Origin of the sequence: Erythrobacter sp., assembly GCF_039988855.1 — a bacterium.
GTDB lineage: Bacteria > Pseudomonadota > Alphaproteobacteria > Sphingomonadales > Sphingomonadaceae > Erythrobacter.
In genome coordinates this window covers 467,451-485,362 of the sequence record NZ_JBDXIY010000016.1, presented here as the reverse complement: position 1 = coordinate 485,362, position 17,912 = coordinate 467,451, and the positions used below count along the sequence as shown (strand labels likewise).

Genomic DNA, 17,912 nt, shown 5'->3' with positions numbered 1-17,912 from the left:
GGCGGCCTTTTTTATGCCCAACAGAAAGGCCAACTACCCCATGGATACCAACACCACCCCTGTTGCAGCTCCTGCAGCCTTGGACGATCAAATGGAACAAAGCTTCGATATTGTGTCGCGCCAAGATCAAGCAGAATCCGACATCGAAACGCTTCGCACCGATGTTAATGAGGTTAAAGCCCGCCTCGACAAGGTTTCGCGTGCTGCATCCCGTCCAGCGATTGGCGGTGCAATGAGTAACGACACAGAAGTCAAAGGCTTCGTCGATGGCTATTTGCGCAAAGGCCGTGAGACCGAAGTTAAGTCAATCAATGGCGCATCACCTTCAGATGGCGGCTTTGCGGTACCACCAAAGATTGATGCGATGATCGCAAGTGAGCTCGTAGAAATCAGCCCAATCCGCGCAATTGCACAGGTCGTACAAACCGGAACTTCTGGTTATCGAAAGCTGGTCGCAACCGGTGGCACAGCCTCAGGTTGGGTTAGCGAAGTGGCACCGCGCCCTGAGACCGATGCACCAAACTTTGCTGAAATCGCACCGCCAACGGGCGATCTATTCGCCAACCCTGCCGCAAGCCAAGCAATGCTCGACGACGCGGCATTTGACCTTGAAACTTGGCTTGCCAACGAAATCGCGATTGAGTTTGCCCGTGCAGAAGGATCTGCCTTCGTAGACGGCACCGGCAACAATCAACCCGAAGGCTTCCTTCGCTCACCCACCAGCACCGCAGAAGACGGGGTGCGCGCATTTAAAACCGTACAATATATCGGTTCAGGCGACGCAAACGGTTTTGATAGCGCCCCAGAAGCCAAACTCATTGACCTCATTCATTCATTGAAATCGGGTCACCGCCAAGGCGCGAGCTTTGTGATGAATTCGGCAACTTTAGCGTCAGTTCGCAAGCTAAAGACAACAGATGGCGCGTTCTTGTGGCAACCGGGCATGGTCGAAGGTCAACCGGACCGCCTCATGGGTTATCCGGTGGTTGAAGCGGAAGATATGCCTGATGTGGCCTCCGGTGAATTCCCAATCGCTTTTGGTAACTTCCGTCACGGATATCTGATCGCCGAACACAGCGCGACCAAGATCCTCCGCGATCCGTTTACAAACAAGCCGTTCGTCCACTTCTACGCAACGAAGCGTGTGGGCGGCCAAGTGCTCGATTCAAACGCGATCAAGCTTCTGAAAATCGAATCCTAACGCATCGATTTGTGTCGCGGAAACGCGGCACAATATTTTCCCGGCAAGGTCGAGCCCCCCCTTTACTCCCTTGTCGGTACCTCGCGCCCGCACCCTCTCAGACCACGCTTCACTCCAGCTGGCTGCGAACGGTGCGGGCGCACCTTCAACCAAATTCGAACTCGGGAGACCGCAATGGAGCGGAAAATTGTGGAGCCGGCAGATGTAAGCGGCAGCGCGCTTGCGGAATTGAAAAGCTGGCTTGGAATAACCCGGCCCAATGAGGACCCCCTCTTGACCGATCTTTTGCGCATGGCTCTTGCGATGTGTGAGAGCTTTACAGGCCAAGCCCCTTTATCGCAGCGTATCGAAGAGCGGTTATCAACCTCAGCTAAGCAATCAACGCTTTGCTCGCGTCCAGTAACTGCTGTTTCAAAGGTAGAGATTGTTTCGCAAACCGGAGAACGGAGCGAACTTGCATCATCCCAGTTTGACGCTGAGATCACCTCCCAAGGCGAGCTCAACTTTCGATTGCTCGATCCCCAGGATGCGCAGGCGGTTCTAGTCACAGCCCAAGCGGGAATAGCCAATAGCTGGAACGAGGTTCCGCCTCCTCTAAAGCAGGGCATAATCAAGCTGTGCGCACATCACTACCGCGACAGAGATCGCCCTGGCGATACGAACAAAGCCGCCTCATCGCCCCCTACCATTGTAAGCGCTCTCTGGAGTCCCTGGCAGGAGCGTCGGCTCACATGATCAACGCAAAAGCGTCGAGCGACACCTTGATCCGCAGACTGGCAGCACACGCTTAACGACTGAGCCTTCAGTACACGCAGGAACGCCGTTTAGACCGCCAAACAAGCGCAATCGATTGGCATTCTGCACAGTCGCTTTGGCCAAACTTCACAGAAGGCTGACCCTATGGAAAATCATCTGCGCGCGGAGTTAATCTCTTGGCTTCGCGAAGCCCCTGAGCTTGCCCCAATCAATGCGATTGAGGAGGAGGCTCCGGTACGCGCAAGCGCGCCATGGCTTGGCATTGCGGCAAGTGCATCAACCGATTGGGGAGCAAAGGAACGGCCCGGCCGCGAAGTGCGCATAGCCTTGGAGCTTGAGAGCCGCGCTGACGAGCCTGATGCTGATGGGCCATTAGTCAGTGCAATCGAGCGCCGTGTGCTGGACCTGCCCCCGTTTCACAACAGTTTCGAGCTTGCATCAGTACGTTTGCTTCGCGCCCGTAGTGAGGAGCGCGAAGGAAACTTACGCGGTGCTCTGCTCGAATTTCGCTTCAGAATTTTCACCCCTCAAACCTGACCTTTCACAAACGGAGAGAAGCTATGCCAGCGCAGAACGGATCTGCATTTTTGCTCAAAATCGGAGACGGTGGTTCTCCCGTATCCTATGAAACCGTGGCCGGTATGCGGACCACGCAATTGTCGATCAACGGCGACCCAGTAGCCGTCACAAACAAGGAATCAGGCGGCTGGCGCGACCTCCTTTCAGGTGCTGGCACACGGTCAGTATCCGTCAACGCCGCTGGGATTTTTCTGGGCAGCAATGCGGAAAACTCGGTACGGTCCCACGCGTTGGCCGGCACACTTGATGATTATGAGTTGTCATTCGAAGATGGCGAACGTCTGCGCGGCCGCTTCCTTGTCCAGCGCCTTGATTACTCCGGCGATTTCAATGGTGAGCGCAATTACACGCTGCAACTCGAAAGCTCTGGACCGGTAGTACCTGCATGAACAAGCCTGCCAATGCGCTGCGAGGAGAGGCGCAATTTCAGCTTGGCGAGCGCAAGTACTGCTTGCGTCCAAGCTTTGAAAACCTTGTCGCAGCCGAAGCGGAGATCGGCTCACTTTTTGCGTTGGTTGAACGCGCCTCCGGGGGTTCCTTAACTCTCGCAGAAGTCAGCGCATTGCTCTGGCATTGCCTTGATGCTGATCCGAGGCCTTCACGCGAAGAAGTGGGGCAGGCTGTCCTTAAACAAGGTCTCATCGATACGACGAAGCCAATAAGGACCATCCTTTCCCAAGTTCTGCAAGGCCAGTCGTGACCGACAATACAGACGGCTTTTCCGCCGCCGCCCCGCGGTGGTGGGGGATCGCTGCCCAATGGCTTGCTTGGAGGCCAGAAGAGTTCTGGTCAGCCACTCCAAGCGAATTGAGGGGCGCATTGTCTGATCCGAATGCGCCTCAGAGCATGCAGGCCCCGTCAATGGATTTGATTTCACAGATGTTGGAGCGCGAAGAGAATGGATGACAATTTTGAAGAATTGGTGATCGATGTACGGGCAACAACCGACGGCTTCAGTGCTGATCTTGAGGCCGTACGCGGTACAATTGACACCACACTGATCGGCAGCTTTGATCGCGCCAGTTCAGTGCTTGAAAGGGGCCTCCTGTCGGCGGTCAGGCGCGGTTCTTTGGGTTTTGATGACCTCCAACGAGTAGCATTTAGCGCTTTGGATGCAATCGCAGCGCGGGCCATTAGCTCCGGAATTGGGTCGCTGTTTGGCGGGCAAGGTTCGGGGTCGGACTCTGGGTTTGGAAACCTTTTAAGTCAGGCATTTGGCTCGCTGCTCGGCGTTCCAGGCCGTGCAACTGGCGGCCCTGTTTCGCCAGGTCGCGGCTACTTAGTGGGTGAAAATGGTCCAGAACTCTTCGTCCCCTCTTCCGCTGGTCGCATCAACGCCAATCAAGGTACGGTTGCTGGAGGCCGCGACGTTCGAGTGGCGATACAGCTCGCTTCACCGCGCGGGACAGCTGCCCCCACCGCAATGCAACGCTCTTCGCGGCAAGTCGCAAGCGCGGTGCGCCGTGCACTCCAAGACCGCTGAAACAGGATAATCCCGACAATGGCATATTGGCTAGCTCGCGAACGCCGCGGGCAAGAATCCAGCTTTATCCAACGGTTTGACCCCCGTTTTTGGCGTGTGAACTTTCCTCGTCCAGCAATGGCGTCAGTCGTGACCACAAGCGCGGATTCTATGCAAATCGATGTAGAGCTTCACCATGAGGGCGAGCTTGTCGGCCTTATCTGGGAAAGCGAAGATAATGTTGATCACCCCTTGCTCGCTTATGAAACAAACCGCGACTACTCGAACACTTCGCTAAGGTTTCGTTGGCAGTCTGAAGGTGTAATTGCGCTTGATGAAGTTAACGGGCCAACCCTGACAATCGAGGGTCGCGATGCAGCCGGCAATCCCCAAGCCTGGTTTATTAGGCTTTGGAACTATGCAGAAGGGTCACCCACGGATGCGATGATCACCCTCCCCTTTTCCGAAATTGAAAGCGGTTTCTCACTGCCAGGCGTCCCCATCTTTGCTGGTGATATTGACCGGATGTTCATCTCGCTTGTTGCGCCAGGTTTTGCGGCGGGCAGCAATTTGCCATTGCCCGAACGGTTCAACGGAAGGGTGCTTGTCTCCGACATAGTTGCGGATGGCCGATACAGTATGCTGGAAACCGGGGACGTACGCCTGCCGGTTCATGGGGACCGGCTCGCCACCGCATATGATGATGCCTATGATCAAACCCCAGCCCGCATTTTGCGGAATCTCATCGGTCTGGGGTACCGCGAAGACCTGATCCACTATGTCGGAATGAGCCACTTTATGCGGCTTGGATTACAAAGCGGCAATTTGTTAGCTGTTCCCAATGGTGAACTTTGCCAACCTTGCATTGAATGGCATCAAAGTTTCTTTGCTCTAGCAAATAAGAACGACCTCGAGGTTGTCACTTCAATTTCATACGAGCTCTTCAATGCGTACTGCCCGGAAGGTTGGAAGCAACGCGACCTGAATGGCAATCCTGCACTCACCGGGTGGGTTCCCCCATCAAGCCTGCTCTCGCCCGCAAATGTTGAAGCAATGGCATGGCTGCAATCAAGTGCAGCCGCCTTTGTTACGCTTTTGACCGCATCCCCATTACCCGTCCGTTTCCAAATCGGTGAGCCTTGGTGGTGGACAACGGCCCAAGGAAAAGTCTGCATCTATGATGATGCAGCGCGTCAGGCCTTTGGCGGAGACCCGCCCGATATTCCCGATATGCGTCAGCCACTCGATCCACAGCAAGTCGCACTGCTTGATGAAGCAGGTGCCTTGCTAGCCCAGTCAACTGCCGATCTGACGGCGTCAATTCGGGCTCGCGCGCCCGGGACAGCCGAAGTCCTGCTTCTTGCATTCACGCCGACAATACTCAATCCAGAGATGCCCGAATTGTACCGTGCCAATCTGCCGACAGGTTGGGCGCGGCCAGCATTCGATCGTTTGCAGCTCGAAGATTATGATTGGCTAACTGATGGCGCCGACGCGCTTCGCCGCGAAGCCTATATCTATGTGAACGCGCGCCTCCAGTATCCGTTAGACAAACAAGATTATCTCGCCGGATTTGTTCTTCAAGCCGAAGACGACGAGCAATATTGGGCGCGCATTGATCGCGGGCTCGACGAATCCACCTCGCGCGGCATTCAACGCAGATATGTCTGGGCACAGCCCCAAGTTAACCGCGATGGATACACCCGCATACCGCCAAGCCAAGAGGTCGAAATGGAAGCCTTTGATGATGTAAATTACCCTTTCGCTCTTGGCCGAAGCGCGTCGGTTGCGCCTGAATTTTCGACCTCTATCACGGTCGCATCCTCTGGCCACGAACGTCGCAACTCTCTTTGGTCAGATGCGAGGATTCACTTTGATGTGGGTCCAGGCATTCGTTCCGAACACGAACTATGCGAACTTATCAGCTTCTTCAGAGCACGGCGCGGTGCAGCGCGCGGTTTTAGGATAAGCGACCCTACAGACCATAGTTCGAGCGGTATGACTGGTTCACCAACGATGTTCGATCAATTGATTGGCACAGGGAACGGACTGGCTGCAGAATTTCAGCTGGTCAAAACCTATGGCACAAATGACGAACCACAAATACGTCCGATCACACGGCCTCGTGCCGAAACGCTGCTTGTCAGTGTTGATGGCACTCGCTCTTCCGATTGGTTCCTTGGAGAGAAAGGGAGACTCATATTCAACACGGCACCAGCCTCCAGTGCAGAGGTTCGCGCAGGGTTCCTTTTTGATGTGCCTGTCCGTTTCGCTGAGGATCGCGTGGACATTTCGGGCGTGAATTTCGAAGCGGGCGAGGCTCCAAGTATTCCGCTCATCGAAATCAGAGAAGAGATATGACGCGGGTCTTTTTCGACCGCGAGCTCGAGACAGCGGCCACATTCTGGCGCGTTTTTCGGAAGGATGGGTTGGCTCTAGGCTTTACAAGCCACGATCGCGACTTAGCCTTCGGCGGAGTTCTTCACCGCGCAGCACCCGGAATGGTCCCCAGTGCAATCCGACTGACCTCGGATCTTTCAGAAGAGAATGCCGGGGTCGATGGAGCGCTCAGCCACGATGCAATCAGTGAAAACGATCTCTCAGCAGGTCTCTATGATGAAGCGGCGATTGAGGTCGGTATAGTCGATTGGGATGCGCTCGATCATACCGTCCTTTACAGCGGCACATTAGGCAAAATCACCGATGATCGCAGGGGTTTCTCAGGCGAACTAAGGTCTGCCAAGAGTGTGTTGGAAAAGGATCTTGTCCCGCGGACAAGTCCTACATGCCGAGCGGTATTTTGTGGTCGTGGCTGCGGGCTTTCTGCCAGCCGGTTTATGCAGCGGGTCCTTGTCGATGAAGTCGACCTTGACCTCAATCGAATTCGAATTTCAGGGATTTCGGAAGACGATTATCGTGATGGTCAGATCCGTTTCTTGGAGGGGTCGCAAACTGGTATTGCCTTTGCAATCGTTGGGGCTGAAGGTGACTGGCTTACCCTTGATCGACCTTTAAGCGGGGCACTTTCCGGCGGCACACCGGCCGAGCTTTTGGAAGGGTGCGACCATACTTTGACCACATGCGCCAACCGTTTTGGCAACGCCCTTAACTTTCGCGGGGAGCCTTTCCTTCCAGGAAATGATCTATTGGCTCGATACGGTCAGGGACTCGGGTGAGCCAAGGCAACAAACCGGGCGAACAGCTGGCGAGGGCTGCATCGTTGCTCATCGGAACTCGGTTTCAATTGCACGGGCGCGATCCCAAGGTCGGTCTGGATTGTATAGGCCTTGTTGCATGCAGTCTTAAGGCGGTGGGTCGCCTGCCAGATGTCCCTCAAGGGTATCGACTGCGTAATATTGACCATTCTCGCTGGATTGCATGTGTCAGACGTTCAGGGTTGGTGCCTGTCGATGATCAGATCACCATTGGCGACATCGTCTTGGTGCAACCAGGTCCTGGGCAGTATCACCTTGTTATTGTTGAGAGCACAACTTCGATGATCCACGCTCATGCGGGCCTTCGCAAAGTCGTTAGGCAATCCATGATCTTCGCTGAAAAAAGGTTGGCGCGCTGGCGCCTTCGCTAAATACCCAAAAAGGAACGCAAGATGGCAACTCTGCTTTTGACCGCAGTTGGCACCGCCGTAGGCGGCCCAATCGGCGGGGCGATCGGGGCATTTATTGGGCAACAAGTTGATCAGGCGGTTTTCGGTTCCAGCCGCCAAGGTCCACGCCTCAAAGAGCTAACCGTAACTACCTCTAGCTACGGCCAACCATTGCCGAGGAACTTCGGTCGGATGCGGGTCGCTGGATCGATCATATGGGCGACCGAGCTGCAGGAATCATCAAACAAAGAAGGCGGCAGCAAAGGTCAGCCCTCGACGACAACGTTTTCCTATTCCGCCTCGTTCGCTGTCGCCTTATCCAGTACCCCCATCGACCGTGTTGGTAGAATTTGGGCTGACGGGAATTTGCTACGCGGCGAAGCTGATGATCTGAAAGTAGGAGGGGAATTGCGCATCTATCAGGGGACTGGGGACACTGAAGTCGATCCACTGATTGCAGCCGATCAAGGGCCCCTGGCACCTGCCTTTCGAGATATCGCCTATGTGGTTTTTGAAGATCTCCAGTTGGCGGATTTTGGCAATCGCATCCCAGCTTTGACGTTTGAAGTTTTTACGCCAGACGATGCTACTGTATCGATAAGCGAGCTTGTGCCCGAAGCTGAGCCGGGCGCGGCAAATGTTGTCCTTCAAGATGCGCGCGGGTTCTCTGATGAAGGCGGTTCTATCGGTTCTACACTTGCGACAATTGACCAAGTATTCCCGCTCGTTTGCACCACAAACGCGCAGGGACTGCAAATAGCTGCAGCTTACTCCGTTGCCCCGGAAATCCCTATTCTTCCTCCTCAAGTCTCAGTGCGAGACAGCGAGGATGCGGATGAAAAGCACAAACGCCGCGGCGAAAGGCTTGGCGCTGAGCCTCTTGCATTGCGTTACTACGATGAAGAGCGTGACTATCAGCCCAGCGTTCAACGCGCGCTAGGACTGCGTCCGGATGGTCGTGAAATCATGATCGACTTACCTGCGGCAATGAATGCGCAAGGCGCAAGACAATTGGCAAACTCCAACGCTCATAGAGCGCGCTGGAGCAACGAACGAATCACCTGGAGAACAGGCGAACTCAACCCTGAGATTTGCCCGGGTAAGCTCGTGCGCGTCCCGGATGCTGCTGGAGTTTGGCTCATAAGAAGTTGGGAGTGGTCAGAGCAAGGTGTTGAACTTGGACTTGAGCGTATCTCTCCAGAAATTGCGGGTGAGATCGTAGGTGATGCCGGGCTGTCAAACGCGCCGGCAGATAACCCTATCACTGCAACTCAGTTCTGCGCCTTCGAAACACCCGCCCAAGCAGGCGCAAGCTCATCCATTCAAACAATTGTCGCGGCAGTGACATCCGAAGGCACAGGTTGGCGCGGGGCTACGCTTTTCGTAGAGCAAGGCGGTACCCTTTCCGAATTGGGGACGACAGGCAATGTCCGGGCAGTAACCGGCCTATTAAGCAGGCCAATTGGCGGCTCTAATTGCCGATTGATCGAAAGAAACGCAGAGCTGTCAGTTGATCTTTTTGCTTCTGACCTCTCGTTTCAAAGTACGGATGTGCAAGGCCTAGCTAACGGCGCGAACCGACTTATGGTTGGCGGCGAGCTCGTGCAGTTTCTCGATGCGCAATCGCTAGGCGATGGAAGCTGGCGACTGTCTGGTTTGTTGCGTGGTCGTGCGGGTACCGAACCCGCCGCGAGCCAAGGGCATCCGATCGGCACCTGCGTCACTCTTTTGGATGATCGATTAACCGACCTTGATCCGACAGATGTCCCAGCGGGACCACAAATAAGATTGGCGGCAATTGGTCTTGCTGATGATGAACCCGTCTTCAATGATATTCAAAATGTCGGTCTTTCGCGAAGGGCTCTAATGCCGATCGCGCCAATCAAGAGCGTGTTGTTGGATGGCGCGTGGCAATTTTGTTGGACCCGGAGAGCAAGAGGGCAATGGACCTGGCCTGAAGATGTAGAGGTGCCTCTTGTCGAAGAGCAAGAGCTCTACCGGATTGGTTACGGGCCAACCGATGCGCCGTTTGGCATGTGGTCGGCAGTTGAGCCTCAATTTGTGTTGTCAGTAACTGCGCGAGCGAACCTTCTCGCTGAGCACGGGCCTGGCAGTTTGTGGGTCAAGCAAGTCGGTTCCTACGGCGAATCCCCTGCTTTGAGACTCGCAACCATTTCTTGATTTCCTGGAGACCGAATTATGGCCGACCCGATAGTTTTCCCCTCAACAACAACACGCTATTCGCTTCCACTCCTATTTGCTGGCCAAGCGCAAAAGGAGCCTTTCATCAACCAAGCGTTTTCCTTGGTCGACGCGCTTATGTGCCGCGTTATTGCCGATTCGCTAGATACGCCCCCGAGCAATCCTATGGACGGGGAATCGTACCGAATTCTGGACAATGCTGTAGGCGGTTGGAACGGCCGTGATGGCAGCATTGCAATCTGGATTGGCGGTGGCTGGGAGTTCATCCCCCCAGAGCACGGAATGGCAATATTCGATCAGACAGCAGGATTGAACTTGGTCTACAACGAAGGGTGGCAAGCGGCAATCGAACCTGCTGCGCCCTCTGGTGGATCAACCATTGATGCTGAATCTCGGGCAGCAATTGAATCGCTGATCGAAGAACTTCGGACTGTCGGCATTTTCGGGAATCCGACCTCAACTTGATACTAGTCGACCCCAAAAAGATGTTACAATTGCATGTTTAGGGGCCACTTTTCGAGAATCACGACCCAATTAGAGGCAAACTTGCAACAGTAAGGTCGATTGAAGCTTGCTTGTGCAATACCAAGAAGTTAGACAGCCCTAGCGCCTCAACTCGAAAAAGGGGAATTCCATAATGCGCAATATCGTCATTGGCTTGGCGATGGCTTCGACGGCTCTGACAACACCGGCCATGGCCCGCGAGGGTCAATGGTACATCCAAGGTGATGCCGGTGCGATGGTCGTTGAAGGTGTCGACTTTGATATTAATGCTACTGAAGACGCTGCTATTGCAGATCACGATGCTGGCTGGGACGCCGGCGTTGCTGTTGGCCACGACTTCGGTGCTTTCCGTCTCGAAGCTGAGACAAGCTACCGCCGTGCTGGGCTCGACGAGGTAATTGCTGGCCCTACGCCAGGTTTGCCGCTCAACCCAAGCTCAACCGGTTTTAACCTGTTTCAATCTGAAGTCCGTCCTGCTGCTGGTATCACTGACACGCTCAGCTTCATGCTGAACGGACTTTTTGATATTGGCCCAGATGACGGTGTGCAAGGTTTCTTCGGAGGCGGCGTTGGTGTCGCTCGGGTTGACCTTGAAGGACGTGTCAATTCGAATGGCCCAGGCCTTTGGAACGATTCTGACACCGGTCTTGCATGGCAAGCTATTGCGGGTCTGCGTGCGCCGATCAGCGATAACTGGGATGTCGGCCTGAAGTATCGTTTCTTCAATGCCACAAGCGTGGATATCGTTGATCCGCTGGGACGTGATCTCGGTGCTACGCTGAAAACGCACTCGATCTTGGGTTCAGTGGTATACAACTTCGGTGGCGAAGCACCGCCTCCACCACCGCCTCCACCGCCTCCACCGCCTCCACCTCCACCACCGCCTCCACCGCCTCCACCGCCGCCGCCTCCGCCGCCGTGCAATACTGGCCCATACATCGTCTTCTTCGACTTCGATGAGTCAGTGATCACTGCGGATGCAGCGACGATTCTGGACAACGCGGTGACGGCTTATGCAAACTGCGGAACTGCAGCTGTAATGCTTGCTGGTCACACTGACCGTTCCGGTAGTGTTTCCTACAACGAAGCATTGGCAGAGCGTCGTAACGTGAGTGTGTCCGAGTACCTAACTGGTCGAGGTGTCCCGATGGGCCGTATCTCGAGCCAAGCGTTCGGCGAGTCGCAGAACCGCGTACCAACCGAAGACGGTGTACGTGAATTGCAAAACCGCCGCGTGGAAGTAACTTACGGTCCGGGTTCGGGCATTTAAGGCTAAGCTTCCTAAGCAAACCATTCGAAAGGGGCCGGAGCAATCCGGCCCCTTTTTTGTGAGCTGAGTGCAAGGCACATCTACGATGCGATCAACTAAGCAAGGTAGACCGTAGGCCGATTGGTCTCAAAGCCGCCACGAGCAGCCGCTACCGATCATTGAGAAGTGTTCCAGCTACTTAGGCAGCGAAACGCCACGAGAAAGACAGCCTCTCGACAACAGCCGACGGCAAAGGCGCAGGCTTTTCTAAACGACTACCGATGAAGCTTATTCATCCTCGAACTTCTCGCCCGCTGCCTTAGCCCGTTCAACGACACTGCCGCTCGCTTTCCCAGTCAACCGAATGGCCGCGATAAGCAAGGTTAGCCCAATCGGCACAATCCAGAGCGTCGACAGGACACCAACACTCAAGTCATCGCTGTTCTGTGTTGAGACATAGCCCGCAGTGAATGGTCCTAAAGCAAGTCCAACCAGTGTCGTGGCAAGGAAGAAGGTCGCGGTTGCTGTTCCCCGCATACGAGGGAGGACAAGTGCTTGGCTCGCCGCAGCAGCCGCGCCCAATGCCGATGCGGCCAATCCCCCAACCACCACATTGAGCACGATGAACAGCCAATAGCTGTCTGTAGTGTATTGCACGATTGCGAAGGGGATGGGGCTAAGAAGGCCAAACAGAACTACCCAAACTCTTCCCGAGCTTGTCCTATTCATCAGCGCATCAGCCATGCGGCCGCCCAATATCACTCCAAGAAACCCGCCTGCCGCCCCGCCGCCACCAAGCCAAAAGCCCAAGCTGACTTTTGAGACCTCGAAGACCCTTTCAGCGTATGGCGCGCCCCAATAACTCGCTGCATACGCCATAAATGCGACCGTCCCGTACCCAAGGATAGTGCACAGGAATGCCGGCGAACCCCAGGTCAGCACGAACGTAGGATAATCGCGGACGCGTAAGGCACTCGCCCAACTAAAGACAGCATAATACCCAAAGGCGAGCAAAAACCATTGATCGCTAATCAATGGCAGTGCTGAGCCAGTGGCGCCCTCTAAAGCCTCCATTATGAAGCCCTGCCCCGTCCCAAGGACTAAGGTGAGGGCACATGCGATCAGGAATGCAAAAACCAATCCGCCAATATTGATAGCTAGCGCCATTGCACCGCGCGATGCCGCGCCGAAGAACGTAAAACCCGGGATGACCGTAGTCAGCTCTCCGACAAATCCCTTGAAAGGCGCCGGGTCTTCGGCGGTTGGCAATCCATCAATCGCTCCCCTAACCGGCTCGCGTAGGGTCATCACCCAAGCTGCAAGTAGCAATCCCGGGATCCCCACTGCAATGAATGCGGCCTGCCAACCCGCTAGGTTGAGCGGTCCACCTTCAGGAAACGCTGTATTCCAACGGTCAACAACCAAGCCACCGATCGCGAGTGATATCCCTCCTCCAATATAGAGACCCGAGCTGTAGATTGCCAAAGCTGTTGCTCTGAGGCGCGCGGGAAACCAATCAGAGATCAAAGAGTATGCAGAAGGACTAGCAGTCGCTTCGCCGACTCCCACCCCGATCCGGGCGATCGTCAATTGTCCCGCATCGCGTGCAAGGCCGGAAAGCGCCGTCATCGCCGACCAAAGGCTAAGTCCCAAGGTCATCAATCGAATGCGTTTCCAACTGTCAGCCAGCTTGCCCAGCGGAATACCAAACAGCGCATAGAATATGGCGAAGGCAGTTCCGTACAGGAAGCCTAGATAAGCATCATCAACGCCAAGATCCGCCTTTATGTCGTTTGCAAGGATTGAGAGAATCTGCCGGTCGATAAAGTTCAAGACATAAACGAGAACCAAGACACTTAGTGCATACCAACTATATGTAGGGACTGGCGCATCGCCTGCGTCAGCCGAACCTTGAGCTTTCGATTCCGCCTGCTCCGCGGTTTTATCACTCAACGCGTATCTCCCAAGACTTTGCTTTGCATGCGAGCTACGTCAAACAGCAGCTCTATTGCGCGTAAGCGGTGCTATCGACAATTCCCGCCTCCGCAAAACCCTTTTTTCGTAGGCGGCACGAATCGCACTCTCCGCAGGGCAAGCCTTTAGCTGTTGGATCATAGCACGACCAACTCCACGAAGGGTCAAGGCCCAGTCTGACGCATTCCTTCGCAATGTCAGCTTTGGTCATATGCTGGAGCGGCGCATGAATGGTGAGGGGAGTTCCTTCTACACCGGCCTTCGTGCCCAAACGCGCGCTTTCAGCGAAGCTCTCTATGAACTCAGGCCGGCAATCAGGATAACCTGAATAATCCAATGCGTTCACACCGATGAAAATGTCTCGTGCCGACTTTGCCTCTGCGCAAGCCGTTGTGAGCGCCAGAAAGACCAAGTTTCGCGCAGGCACATAGGTAACGGGAATTTCATCACCTACGCCGTCTTTTGGTACATCGATTTCATCCGTTAGAGCTGATCCACCGAATGCCCTGAGGTCCAGCGCGATCTCTGTGTGGCTTGCAAGCTTCAATTTTGTTGCAATCATCTTAGCGCGGTTGAGCTCAACCCGATGTCTTTGCCCATAGTTCACGGTCAATGCGTGCACAGCAAAGCCGTCTTCTAAGGCTCTCGCGGCTGAGACCATCGAGTCAAGGCCGCCCGACAAGAGAACTATTGCTGGAGATTTTGAGGAAAGCATGTGGGGCAGCTAATCACCAATCCGCAGATTAGCAATAATCAGCGGCATGCCGCACCACTTAGCAATCACCGGTCCGCCTAGCCTCAGCAGCGAACTGGAAGGGAAGCCCAGAGGCAATACCTTGGCTCTCGATCTGAACCAGAGCACCCGTCTCTTTGCGAATGTTTGTCCGGCCGTACCCATTGCCAGGGCAAGTGTATTGCACTGCCACTTTGTTCGCCGCGTCTTCGACGATAAAGCGGCTGCACTCCGGTTCTTCATGTCGAAGCTGGATAAGCTCTCGTCCGGTTCTTACGCAGATCTTGCGATCTTCCGAACCATCGCGATGCTTGATCGTCCACTCGCCCTTGGCCAGCCCTGCGAGCATTGACAATCCATCTGACTGAGCGGCAGCCGGAAGTGCAAGCCCAAACACCACCATTCCCAGGGCGGTGACAATTCCGATTGGTGAAAATTTTACGCGCGATTTCATGCGTACTTTCTCCGCTAGTCCCGTGATGATTACATGTACATTCGTACACTTGTGCGATGAGCCGTTCCTGAACGGCGGTGAGCCGCTAAATCGTTAACACAAAGGTCTTGGCGCAGAAAGCGCAATCGACTGCAATCGATCCTGCTTCGTTGCGCATTTCATCTTGTTCACTAACTGGAAAACGCGATATAACGGAGGCATAATACTCAGCACTACACCGACACCCGCGCGTAAGCTCGCTGCCCGGCTGGACCCGAACTTCGGATTCTTCATGGAATAAACGCCAGACTATCGCCTCGAGCGATAGCTCGGCATCGAGCAGCTCATCGTGACTAATCGAGCCTGCCATAGTCGCGATATGTTCCCAATCAGGATGGTCCATTCTAACATGAAGCCGCTCGCGGCCTTCTTCGCCATCTGCTAAATGCTGGACAAGCAAACCTGCAGCCATTTCTCCGCTTGAATCGGATCGGCTGGCCACTCTGATCAAAGTGGGGATTTGTTCTGATTGGCTGAAATAGGTCTCGCAAGCCTGGGCAAGACTATCCCCTTCTAACGGTACAATGCCCTGATAACGTTGACCTTTCCCTGTTTCAAAGGTGATCGCAAGAAAACCCTCGTCAAACAGCGAGGAGAGCGAAGGGTTCGCACCCAGCTGCGCCAACCTTCCAGCGTCATATTCGGCATATCCGCGCAGGCTTCCTCCACGAAAATCACAAACCAAAAGCGATACTGCGCCGACCTTCGTTTGCGCCTGCATTGTAAGCTGCGCATCTTCGCCATCGTTTTTCAGGAGTCCGCCCATCAAGGCGGCCAAGACCAAGGCTTCCTCTAAAAGGTGGGTCACCGGTGGCGGGTAATCGTGGGCTGAAAGCACTTTATCGATCACCTGATCGAGCCGCACTAAACGGCCACGCGCACTGCGATCGGACAAGGTAAAACCCAGGATTTTGTCTTCAAATGTCTCAGATGTTGTCATCATGGCTTCACCATATGGTGGCTGGAGCACTCTGCGTTAAGGCCTAACCCACTGCCATTCTCGCAAAGACAATCAACCCAGCTGTTCAAAGCACCACAAGAGAACCGACTTTTGTGCATGAATGCGGTTTTCTGCTTCGTCGAAAACAACCGATTGCGAACTTTCAAACACTTCCTCACTCACCTCTTCACCAACATGGGCGGGCAGGCAGTGCAAAAACACAGCATCAGGCTTCGCCATTTTCATTAGCGTTCGATTGACTTGGAAGGGCTCCATCGCACGGCGTTTCTCGTCTGCGTCAGCCTGCCCCATTGAAATCCATGTGTCTGTGACCAAAACATCGGCACCTGCCGCTGCTTCCGACGCGGAACTCGTCAATGTCACTTGCGCTCCGCCAGCGCGCGCCATGTCGACGAATTCTTGTTCCGGCTCATAGCCTTTCGGCGTAGCAATACGGACATTAAATTTCATCAGGCCCGCGGCCTCAAGAATAGAATGCAAAACGTTATTTCCATCGCCAAACCACGCGAGTTCAAGCCCCGGCAGGGCCTTTGCGTGTTCAACAACGGTCAGCAAGTCGGCGACAATTTGGCATGGGTGCGAACGATCGGTTAGACCGTTGATGACCGGTACAGTTGCATGGCGCGCCATTTCCTCAATCTTTGCATGATCATCGGTACGCAGCATAATCGCATCAACCATTCGGCTGAGCACTCGGGCCGTATCAGCAATCGTTTCGCCGCGCCCAAGCTGGCTTGATCCCGCTTCAAGAATGAGCACCGTTCCACCGAGTTGGCGCATAGCGACGTCGAAGCTGACCCTTGTACGGGTGGAGTTCTTTTCAAAGACCAACGCCAATACATGGCCCGCCAGCGGCGCATCTTTGTCGGCTTGGCCCTTGGGCGCTCCGCCCCGTGCAGCTTTACGGTCAATCGCGTCAGCTACCATCGCGGCAATTGCATCAGCTCCGGCATCGCTCAGATCAAGAAAATGTTGCATCTGATTAGGCCGCCTGTGTTTCAAAGCTAGCGGCACCCGCCGAGAGTTTCTCGAAAAATTCGTCGATTTCCGCATCACCGATCACGAGCGGCGGGATAACCCGGAGAGTCTGATCGCCAGCAGCAACAGTCAAAAGCTGGTGGTTGTCACGAAGATGTACGAAGAACGGGCGGCTTTCGACCTTCATTTTAACCCCCAGCATAAGGCCTTTCCCACGTACAAGCTCAAACAGGTCGGGATAATTGCCAATGAACTGTTCAAGGCGGGTCCGGATCCGCTCACCCTTCTCAGTCACTTCCGCAAGAAATTCTGGATCAGCAACCGCATCGAGCACGGCACTCCCTGCCGCCATAGCAAGTGGGTTTCCGCCATAGGTTGAACCATGGGTCCCAAATGTCATGCCGCGCGCGGCCTTTTCTGTCGCCAAAACGGCGCCGATTGGGAAACCACCACCTAGGCCTTTGGCAGTCGCGACAATATCGGGCTCTATGCCGTAATGCTCATAAGCGTACATCTTGCCGGTCCGCCCAACTCCGCATTGAACTTCATCCAACACAAGCATGAGATCATTCTCATCAGCAAGAGCACGAAGGCCCTTCATAAACTCATCCGACGCGGGGCGAATACCGCCTTCGCCCTGGATCGGCTCGACCAAGAAGCCCGCAGTATTTGGACCCATTAGAGCTTTTGCGGATGCCAGATTGTCAAATTCAGCATATTTGAAGCCATCAAGCAGCGGCGAGAAGCCATGGTGCATCTTGGTTTGATTCGACGCGCTAATCGTGGCCATCGTCCGGCCGTGAAAAGCGTTGGAGAAGGTAATCAACTCAAATCGCTCAGCATTACCCGCATCACCAACATTTTGGTGATAAGCACGCGCGGCCTTGATCGCACCTTCGACCGCTTCTGCGCCTGAATTGGTGAAAAAGACGGTGTCCGCAAATGTCGCATCGACCAATTGCTGTGCCAATTTCTCGCCCTGCGGGCTGCCATAAAGGTTCGAGACGTGCATGAGCTGCGCAGCCTGACTTTGGATCGCTTCGATCAATCCCGGGTGCGAGTGCCCCAACAAATTGACCGCAATTCCGCTAGCGAAATCGAGATAGCGTGTGCCGTCCTCATCAATCAGGTGACAGTGCTCCCCTTTGACAGGCCGGACTCCGCAACGCGGGTAAACGGGCATAAGCGGCGAAATCGTCATAATAATTTTCCTGAA

Annotated in this window: 19 protein-coding genes; 13 read left to right on the top strand and 6 right to left on the bottom strand. The window is 54.7% G+C overall.

The window, feature by feature from the left end; translation table 11 throughout:
* Window positions 1-40: 40 nt before the first annotated feature.
* The 13 genes from ABJ205_RS10025 to ABJ205_RS09965 all read left to right on the top strand — a co-directional run bounded on the left by ABJ205_RS10025 (window position 41) and on the right by ABJ205_RS09965 (window position 11,578).
* Window positions 41-1,201 (top strand): phage major capsid protein, encoded by a 1,161-nt coding sequence (locus ABJ205_RS10025; protein ID WP_348159029.1) that lies wholly within the window; start codon window positions 41-43, stop codon window positions 1,199-1,201.
* A gap of 174 nt (window positions 1,202-1,375) precedes the next feature.
* Window positions 1,376-1,936 carry a hypothetical protein gene (locus ABJ205_RS10020; RefSeq protein WP_348159028.1) on the top strand — a complete coding sequence of 187 codons (561 nt, stop codon included), beginning with the start codon at window positions 1,376-1,378 and terminating at the stop codon, window positions 1,934-1,936.
* A gap of 165 nt (window positions 1,937-2,101) precedes the next feature.
* Window positions 2,102-2,494, top strand: a complete 393-nt coding sequence (locus tag ABJ205_RS10015) for a DUF3168 domain-containing protein (protein WP_348159026.1) — start codon at window positions 2,102-2,104, stop codon at window positions 2,492-2,494.
* A 23-nt stretch (window positions 2,495-2,517) separates the two neighbouring features.
* Window positions 2,518-2,925 carry a phage tail protein gene (locus ABJ205_RS10010; protein WP_348159024.1) on the top strand — a complete coding sequence of 136 codons (408 nt, stop codon included), beginning with the start codon at window positions 2,518-2,520 and terminating at the stop codon, window positions 2,923-2,925.
* Complete coding sequence (locus tag ABJ205_RS10005) at window positions 2,922-3,236, top strand: gene transfer agent family protein (protein ID WP_348159023.1); 315 nt, start codon at window positions 2,922-2,924, stop codon at window positions 3,234-3,236. Before ABJ205_RS10010 ends, ABJ205_RS10005 begins: the two co-directional genes overlap by 4 nt.
* Entirely contained in the window at window positions 3,233-3,442 is a 210-nt protein-coding gene (locus ABJ205_RS10000; RefSeq protein ID WP_348159022.1) for a phage tail assembly chaperone, read from the top strand. Before ABJ205_RS10005 ends, ABJ205_RS10000 begins: the two co-directional genes overlap by 4 nt.
* Complete coding sequence (locus ABJ205_RS09995) at window positions 3,435-4,019, top strand: tail tape measure protein (protein ID WP_348159020.1); 585 nt, start codon at window positions 3,435-3,437, stop codon at window positions 4,017-4,019. Before ABJ205_RS10000 ends, ABJ205_RS09995 begins: the two co-directional genes overlap by 8 nt.
* Before the next feature lie 18 nt (window positions 4,020-4,037).
* Complete coding sequence (locus ABJ205_RS09990) at window positions 4,038-6,359, top strand: DUF2460 domain-containing protein (RefSeq protein WP_348159019.1); 2,322 nt, start codon at window positions 4,038-4,040, stop codon at window positions 6,357-6,359.
* Window positions 6,356-7,174: a DUF2163 domain-containing protein gene (locus tag ABJ205_RS09985; protein WP_348159017.1), complete on the top strand. Its 819-nt coding sequence runs from the start codon at window positions 6,356-6,358 to the stop codon at window positions 7,172-7,174. Before ABJ205_RS09990 ends, ABJ205_RS09985 begins: the two co-directional genes overlap by 4 nt.
* Window positions 7,171-7,584, top strand: a complete 414-nt coding sequence (locus tag ABJ205_RS09980; RefSeq protein WP_348159015.1) for an NlpC/P60 family protein — start codon at window positions 7,171-7,173, stop codon at window positions 7,582-7,584. Before ABJ205_RS09985 ends, ABJ205_RS09980 begins: the two co-directional genes overlap by 4 nt.
* A gap of 21 nt (window positions 7,585-7,605) precedes the next feature.
* The gene (locus ABJ205_RS09975) at window positions 7,606-9,783 is read left to right on the top strand and encodes a phage tail protein (protein ID WP_348159013.1); all 2,178 of its coding nucleotides are present in this window, start codon (window positions 7,606-7,608) and stop codon (window positions 9,781-9,783) included.
* An 18-nt stretch (window positions 9,784-9,801) separates the two neighbouring features.
* Window positions 9,802-10,269 carry a DUF2793 domain-containing protein gene (locus ABJ205_RS09970; protein ID WP_348159012.1) on the top strand — a complete coding sequence of 156 codons (468 nt, stop codon included), beginning with the start codon at window positions 9,802-9,804 and terminating at the stop codon, window positions 10,267-10,269.
* A 172-nt stretch (window positions 10,270-10,441) separates the two neighbouring features.
* Complete coding sequence (locus ABJ205_RS09965) at window positions 10,442-11,578, top strand: OmpA family protein (RefSeq protein ID WP_348159010.1); 1,137 nt, start codon at window positions 10,442-10,444, stop codon at window positions 11,576-11,578.
* A gap of 267 nt (window positions 11,579-11,845) precedes the next feature.
* On the opposite strand, the gene ABJ205_RS09960 is transcribed toward ABJ205_RS09965, so the two are convergent.
* From ABJ205_RS09960 to ABJ205_RS09935, 6 genes are all read right to left on the bottom strand, one after another.
* Entirely contained in the window at window positions 11,846-13,510 is a 1,665-nt protein-coding gene (locus tag ABJ205_RS09960; RefSeq protein ID WP_348159009.1) for an MFS transporter, read from the bottom strand.
* A gap of 52 nt (window positions 13,511-13,562) precedes the next feature.
* The gene (gene queC / locus ABJ205_RS09955; protein WP_348159007.1) at window positions 13,563-14,246 is read right to left on the bottom strand and encodes a 7-cyano-7-deazaguanine synthase QueC; all 684 of its coding nucleotides are present in this window, start codon (window positions 14,244-14,246) and stop codon (window positions 13,563-13,565) included.
* Window positions 14,247-14,304: 58 nt separating this feature from the next.
* The gene (locus ABJ205_RS09950) at window positions 14,305-14,718 is read right to left on the bottom strand and encodes a hypothetical protein (protein ID WP_348159005.1); all 414 of its coding nucleotides are present in this window, start codon (window positions 14,716-14,718) and stop codon (window positions 14,305-14,307) included.
* Between the two features lie 85 nt (window positions 14,719-14,803).
* Complete coding sequence (locus tag ABJ205_RS09945; RefSeq protein WP_348159003.1) at window positions 14,804-15,700, bottom strand: Hsp33 family molecular chaperone HslO; 897 nt, start codon at window positions 15,698-15,700, stop codon at window positions 14,804-14,806.
* A gap of 69 nt (window positions 15,701-15,769) precedes the next feature.
* Window positions 15,770-16,696, bottom strand: coding sequence for an ornithine carbamoyltransferase (gene argF, locus ABJ205_RS09940; RefSeq protein ID WP_348159001.1), 927 nt, complete (start codon window positions 16,694-16,696; stop codon window positions 15,770-15,772).
* Window positions 16,697-16,700: 4 nt separating this feature from the next.
* Entirely contained in the window at window positions 16,701-17,897 is a 1,197-nt protein-coding gene (locus ABJ205_RS09935; RefSeq protein ID WP_348158999.1) for an aspartate aminotransferase family protein, read from the bottom strand.
* Between the last annotated feature and the right edge of the window lie 15 nt (window positions 17,898-17,912).

Bases quoted from the DNA above. Each gene is read 5' to 3' on its own strand.
- ABJ205_RS10005 (WP_348159023.1), top strand. From the start codon at position 2,922: ATGAACAAGCCTGCCAATGCGCTGCGAGGAGAGGCGCAATTTCAGCTT.
- ABJ205_RS09990 (WP_348159019.1), top strand. From the start codon at position 4,038: ATGGCATATTGGCTAGCTCGCGAACGCCGCGGGCAAGAATCCAGCTTT.
- ABJ205_RS09970 (WP_348159012.1), top strand. From the start codon at position 9,802: ATGGCCGACCCGATAGTTTTCCCCTCAACAACAACACGCTATTCGCTT.
- queC (WP_348159007.1), bottom strand. From the start codon at position 14,246: ATGCTTTCCTCAAAATCTCCAGCAATAGTTCTCTTGTCGGGCGGCCTT.
- ABJ205_RS09995 (WP_348159020.1), top strand. From the start codon at position 3,435: ATGGATGACAATTTTGAAGAATTGGTGATCGATGTACGGGCAACAACC.
- ABJ205_RS10010 (WP_348159024.1), top strand. From the start codon at position 2,518: ATGCCAGCGCAGAACGGATCTGCATTTTTGCTCAAAATCGGAGACGGT.
- ABJ205_RS09965 (WP_348159010.1), top strand. From the start codon at position 10,442: ATGCGCAATATCGTCATTGGCTTGGCGATGGCTTCGACGGCTCTGACA.
- ABJ205_RS10020 (WP_348159028.1), top strand. From the start codon at position 1,376: ATGGAGCGGAAAATTGTGGAGCCGGCAGATGTAAGCGGCAGCGCGCTT.
- ABJ205_RS09945 (WP_348159003.1), bottom strand. From the start codon at position 15,700: ATGATGACAACATCTGAGACATTTGAAGACAAAATCCTGGGTTTTACC.
- ABJ205_RS10025 (WP_348159029.1), top strand. From the start codon at position 41: ATGGATACCAACACCACCCCTGTTGCAGCTCCTGCAGCCTTGGACGAT.
- ABJ205_RS09985 (WP_348159017.1), top strand. From the start codon at position 6,356: ATGACGCGGGTCTTTTTCGACCGCGAGCTCGAGACAGCGGCCACATTC.
- argF (WP_348159001.1), bottom strand. From the start codon at position 16,696: ATGCAACATTTTCTTGATCTGAGCGATGCCGGAGCTGATGCAATTGCC.
- ABJ205_RS09950 (WP_348159005.1), bottom strand. From the start codon at position 14,718: ATGAAATCGCGCGTAAAATTTTCACCAATCGGAATTGTCACCGCCCTG.
- ABJ205_RS09935 (WP_348158999.1), bottom strand. From the start codon at position 17,897: ATGACGATTTCGCCGCTTATGCCCGTTTACCCGCGTTGCGGAGTCCGG.
- ABJ205_RS09975 (WP_348159013.1), top strand. From the start codon at position 7,606: ATGGCAACTCTGCTTTTGACCGCAGTTGGCACCGCCGTAGGCGGCCCA.
- ABJ205_RS10015 (WP_348159026.1), top strand. From the start codon at position 2,102: ATGGAAAATCATCTGCGCGCGGAGTTAATCTCTTGGCTTCGCGAAGCC.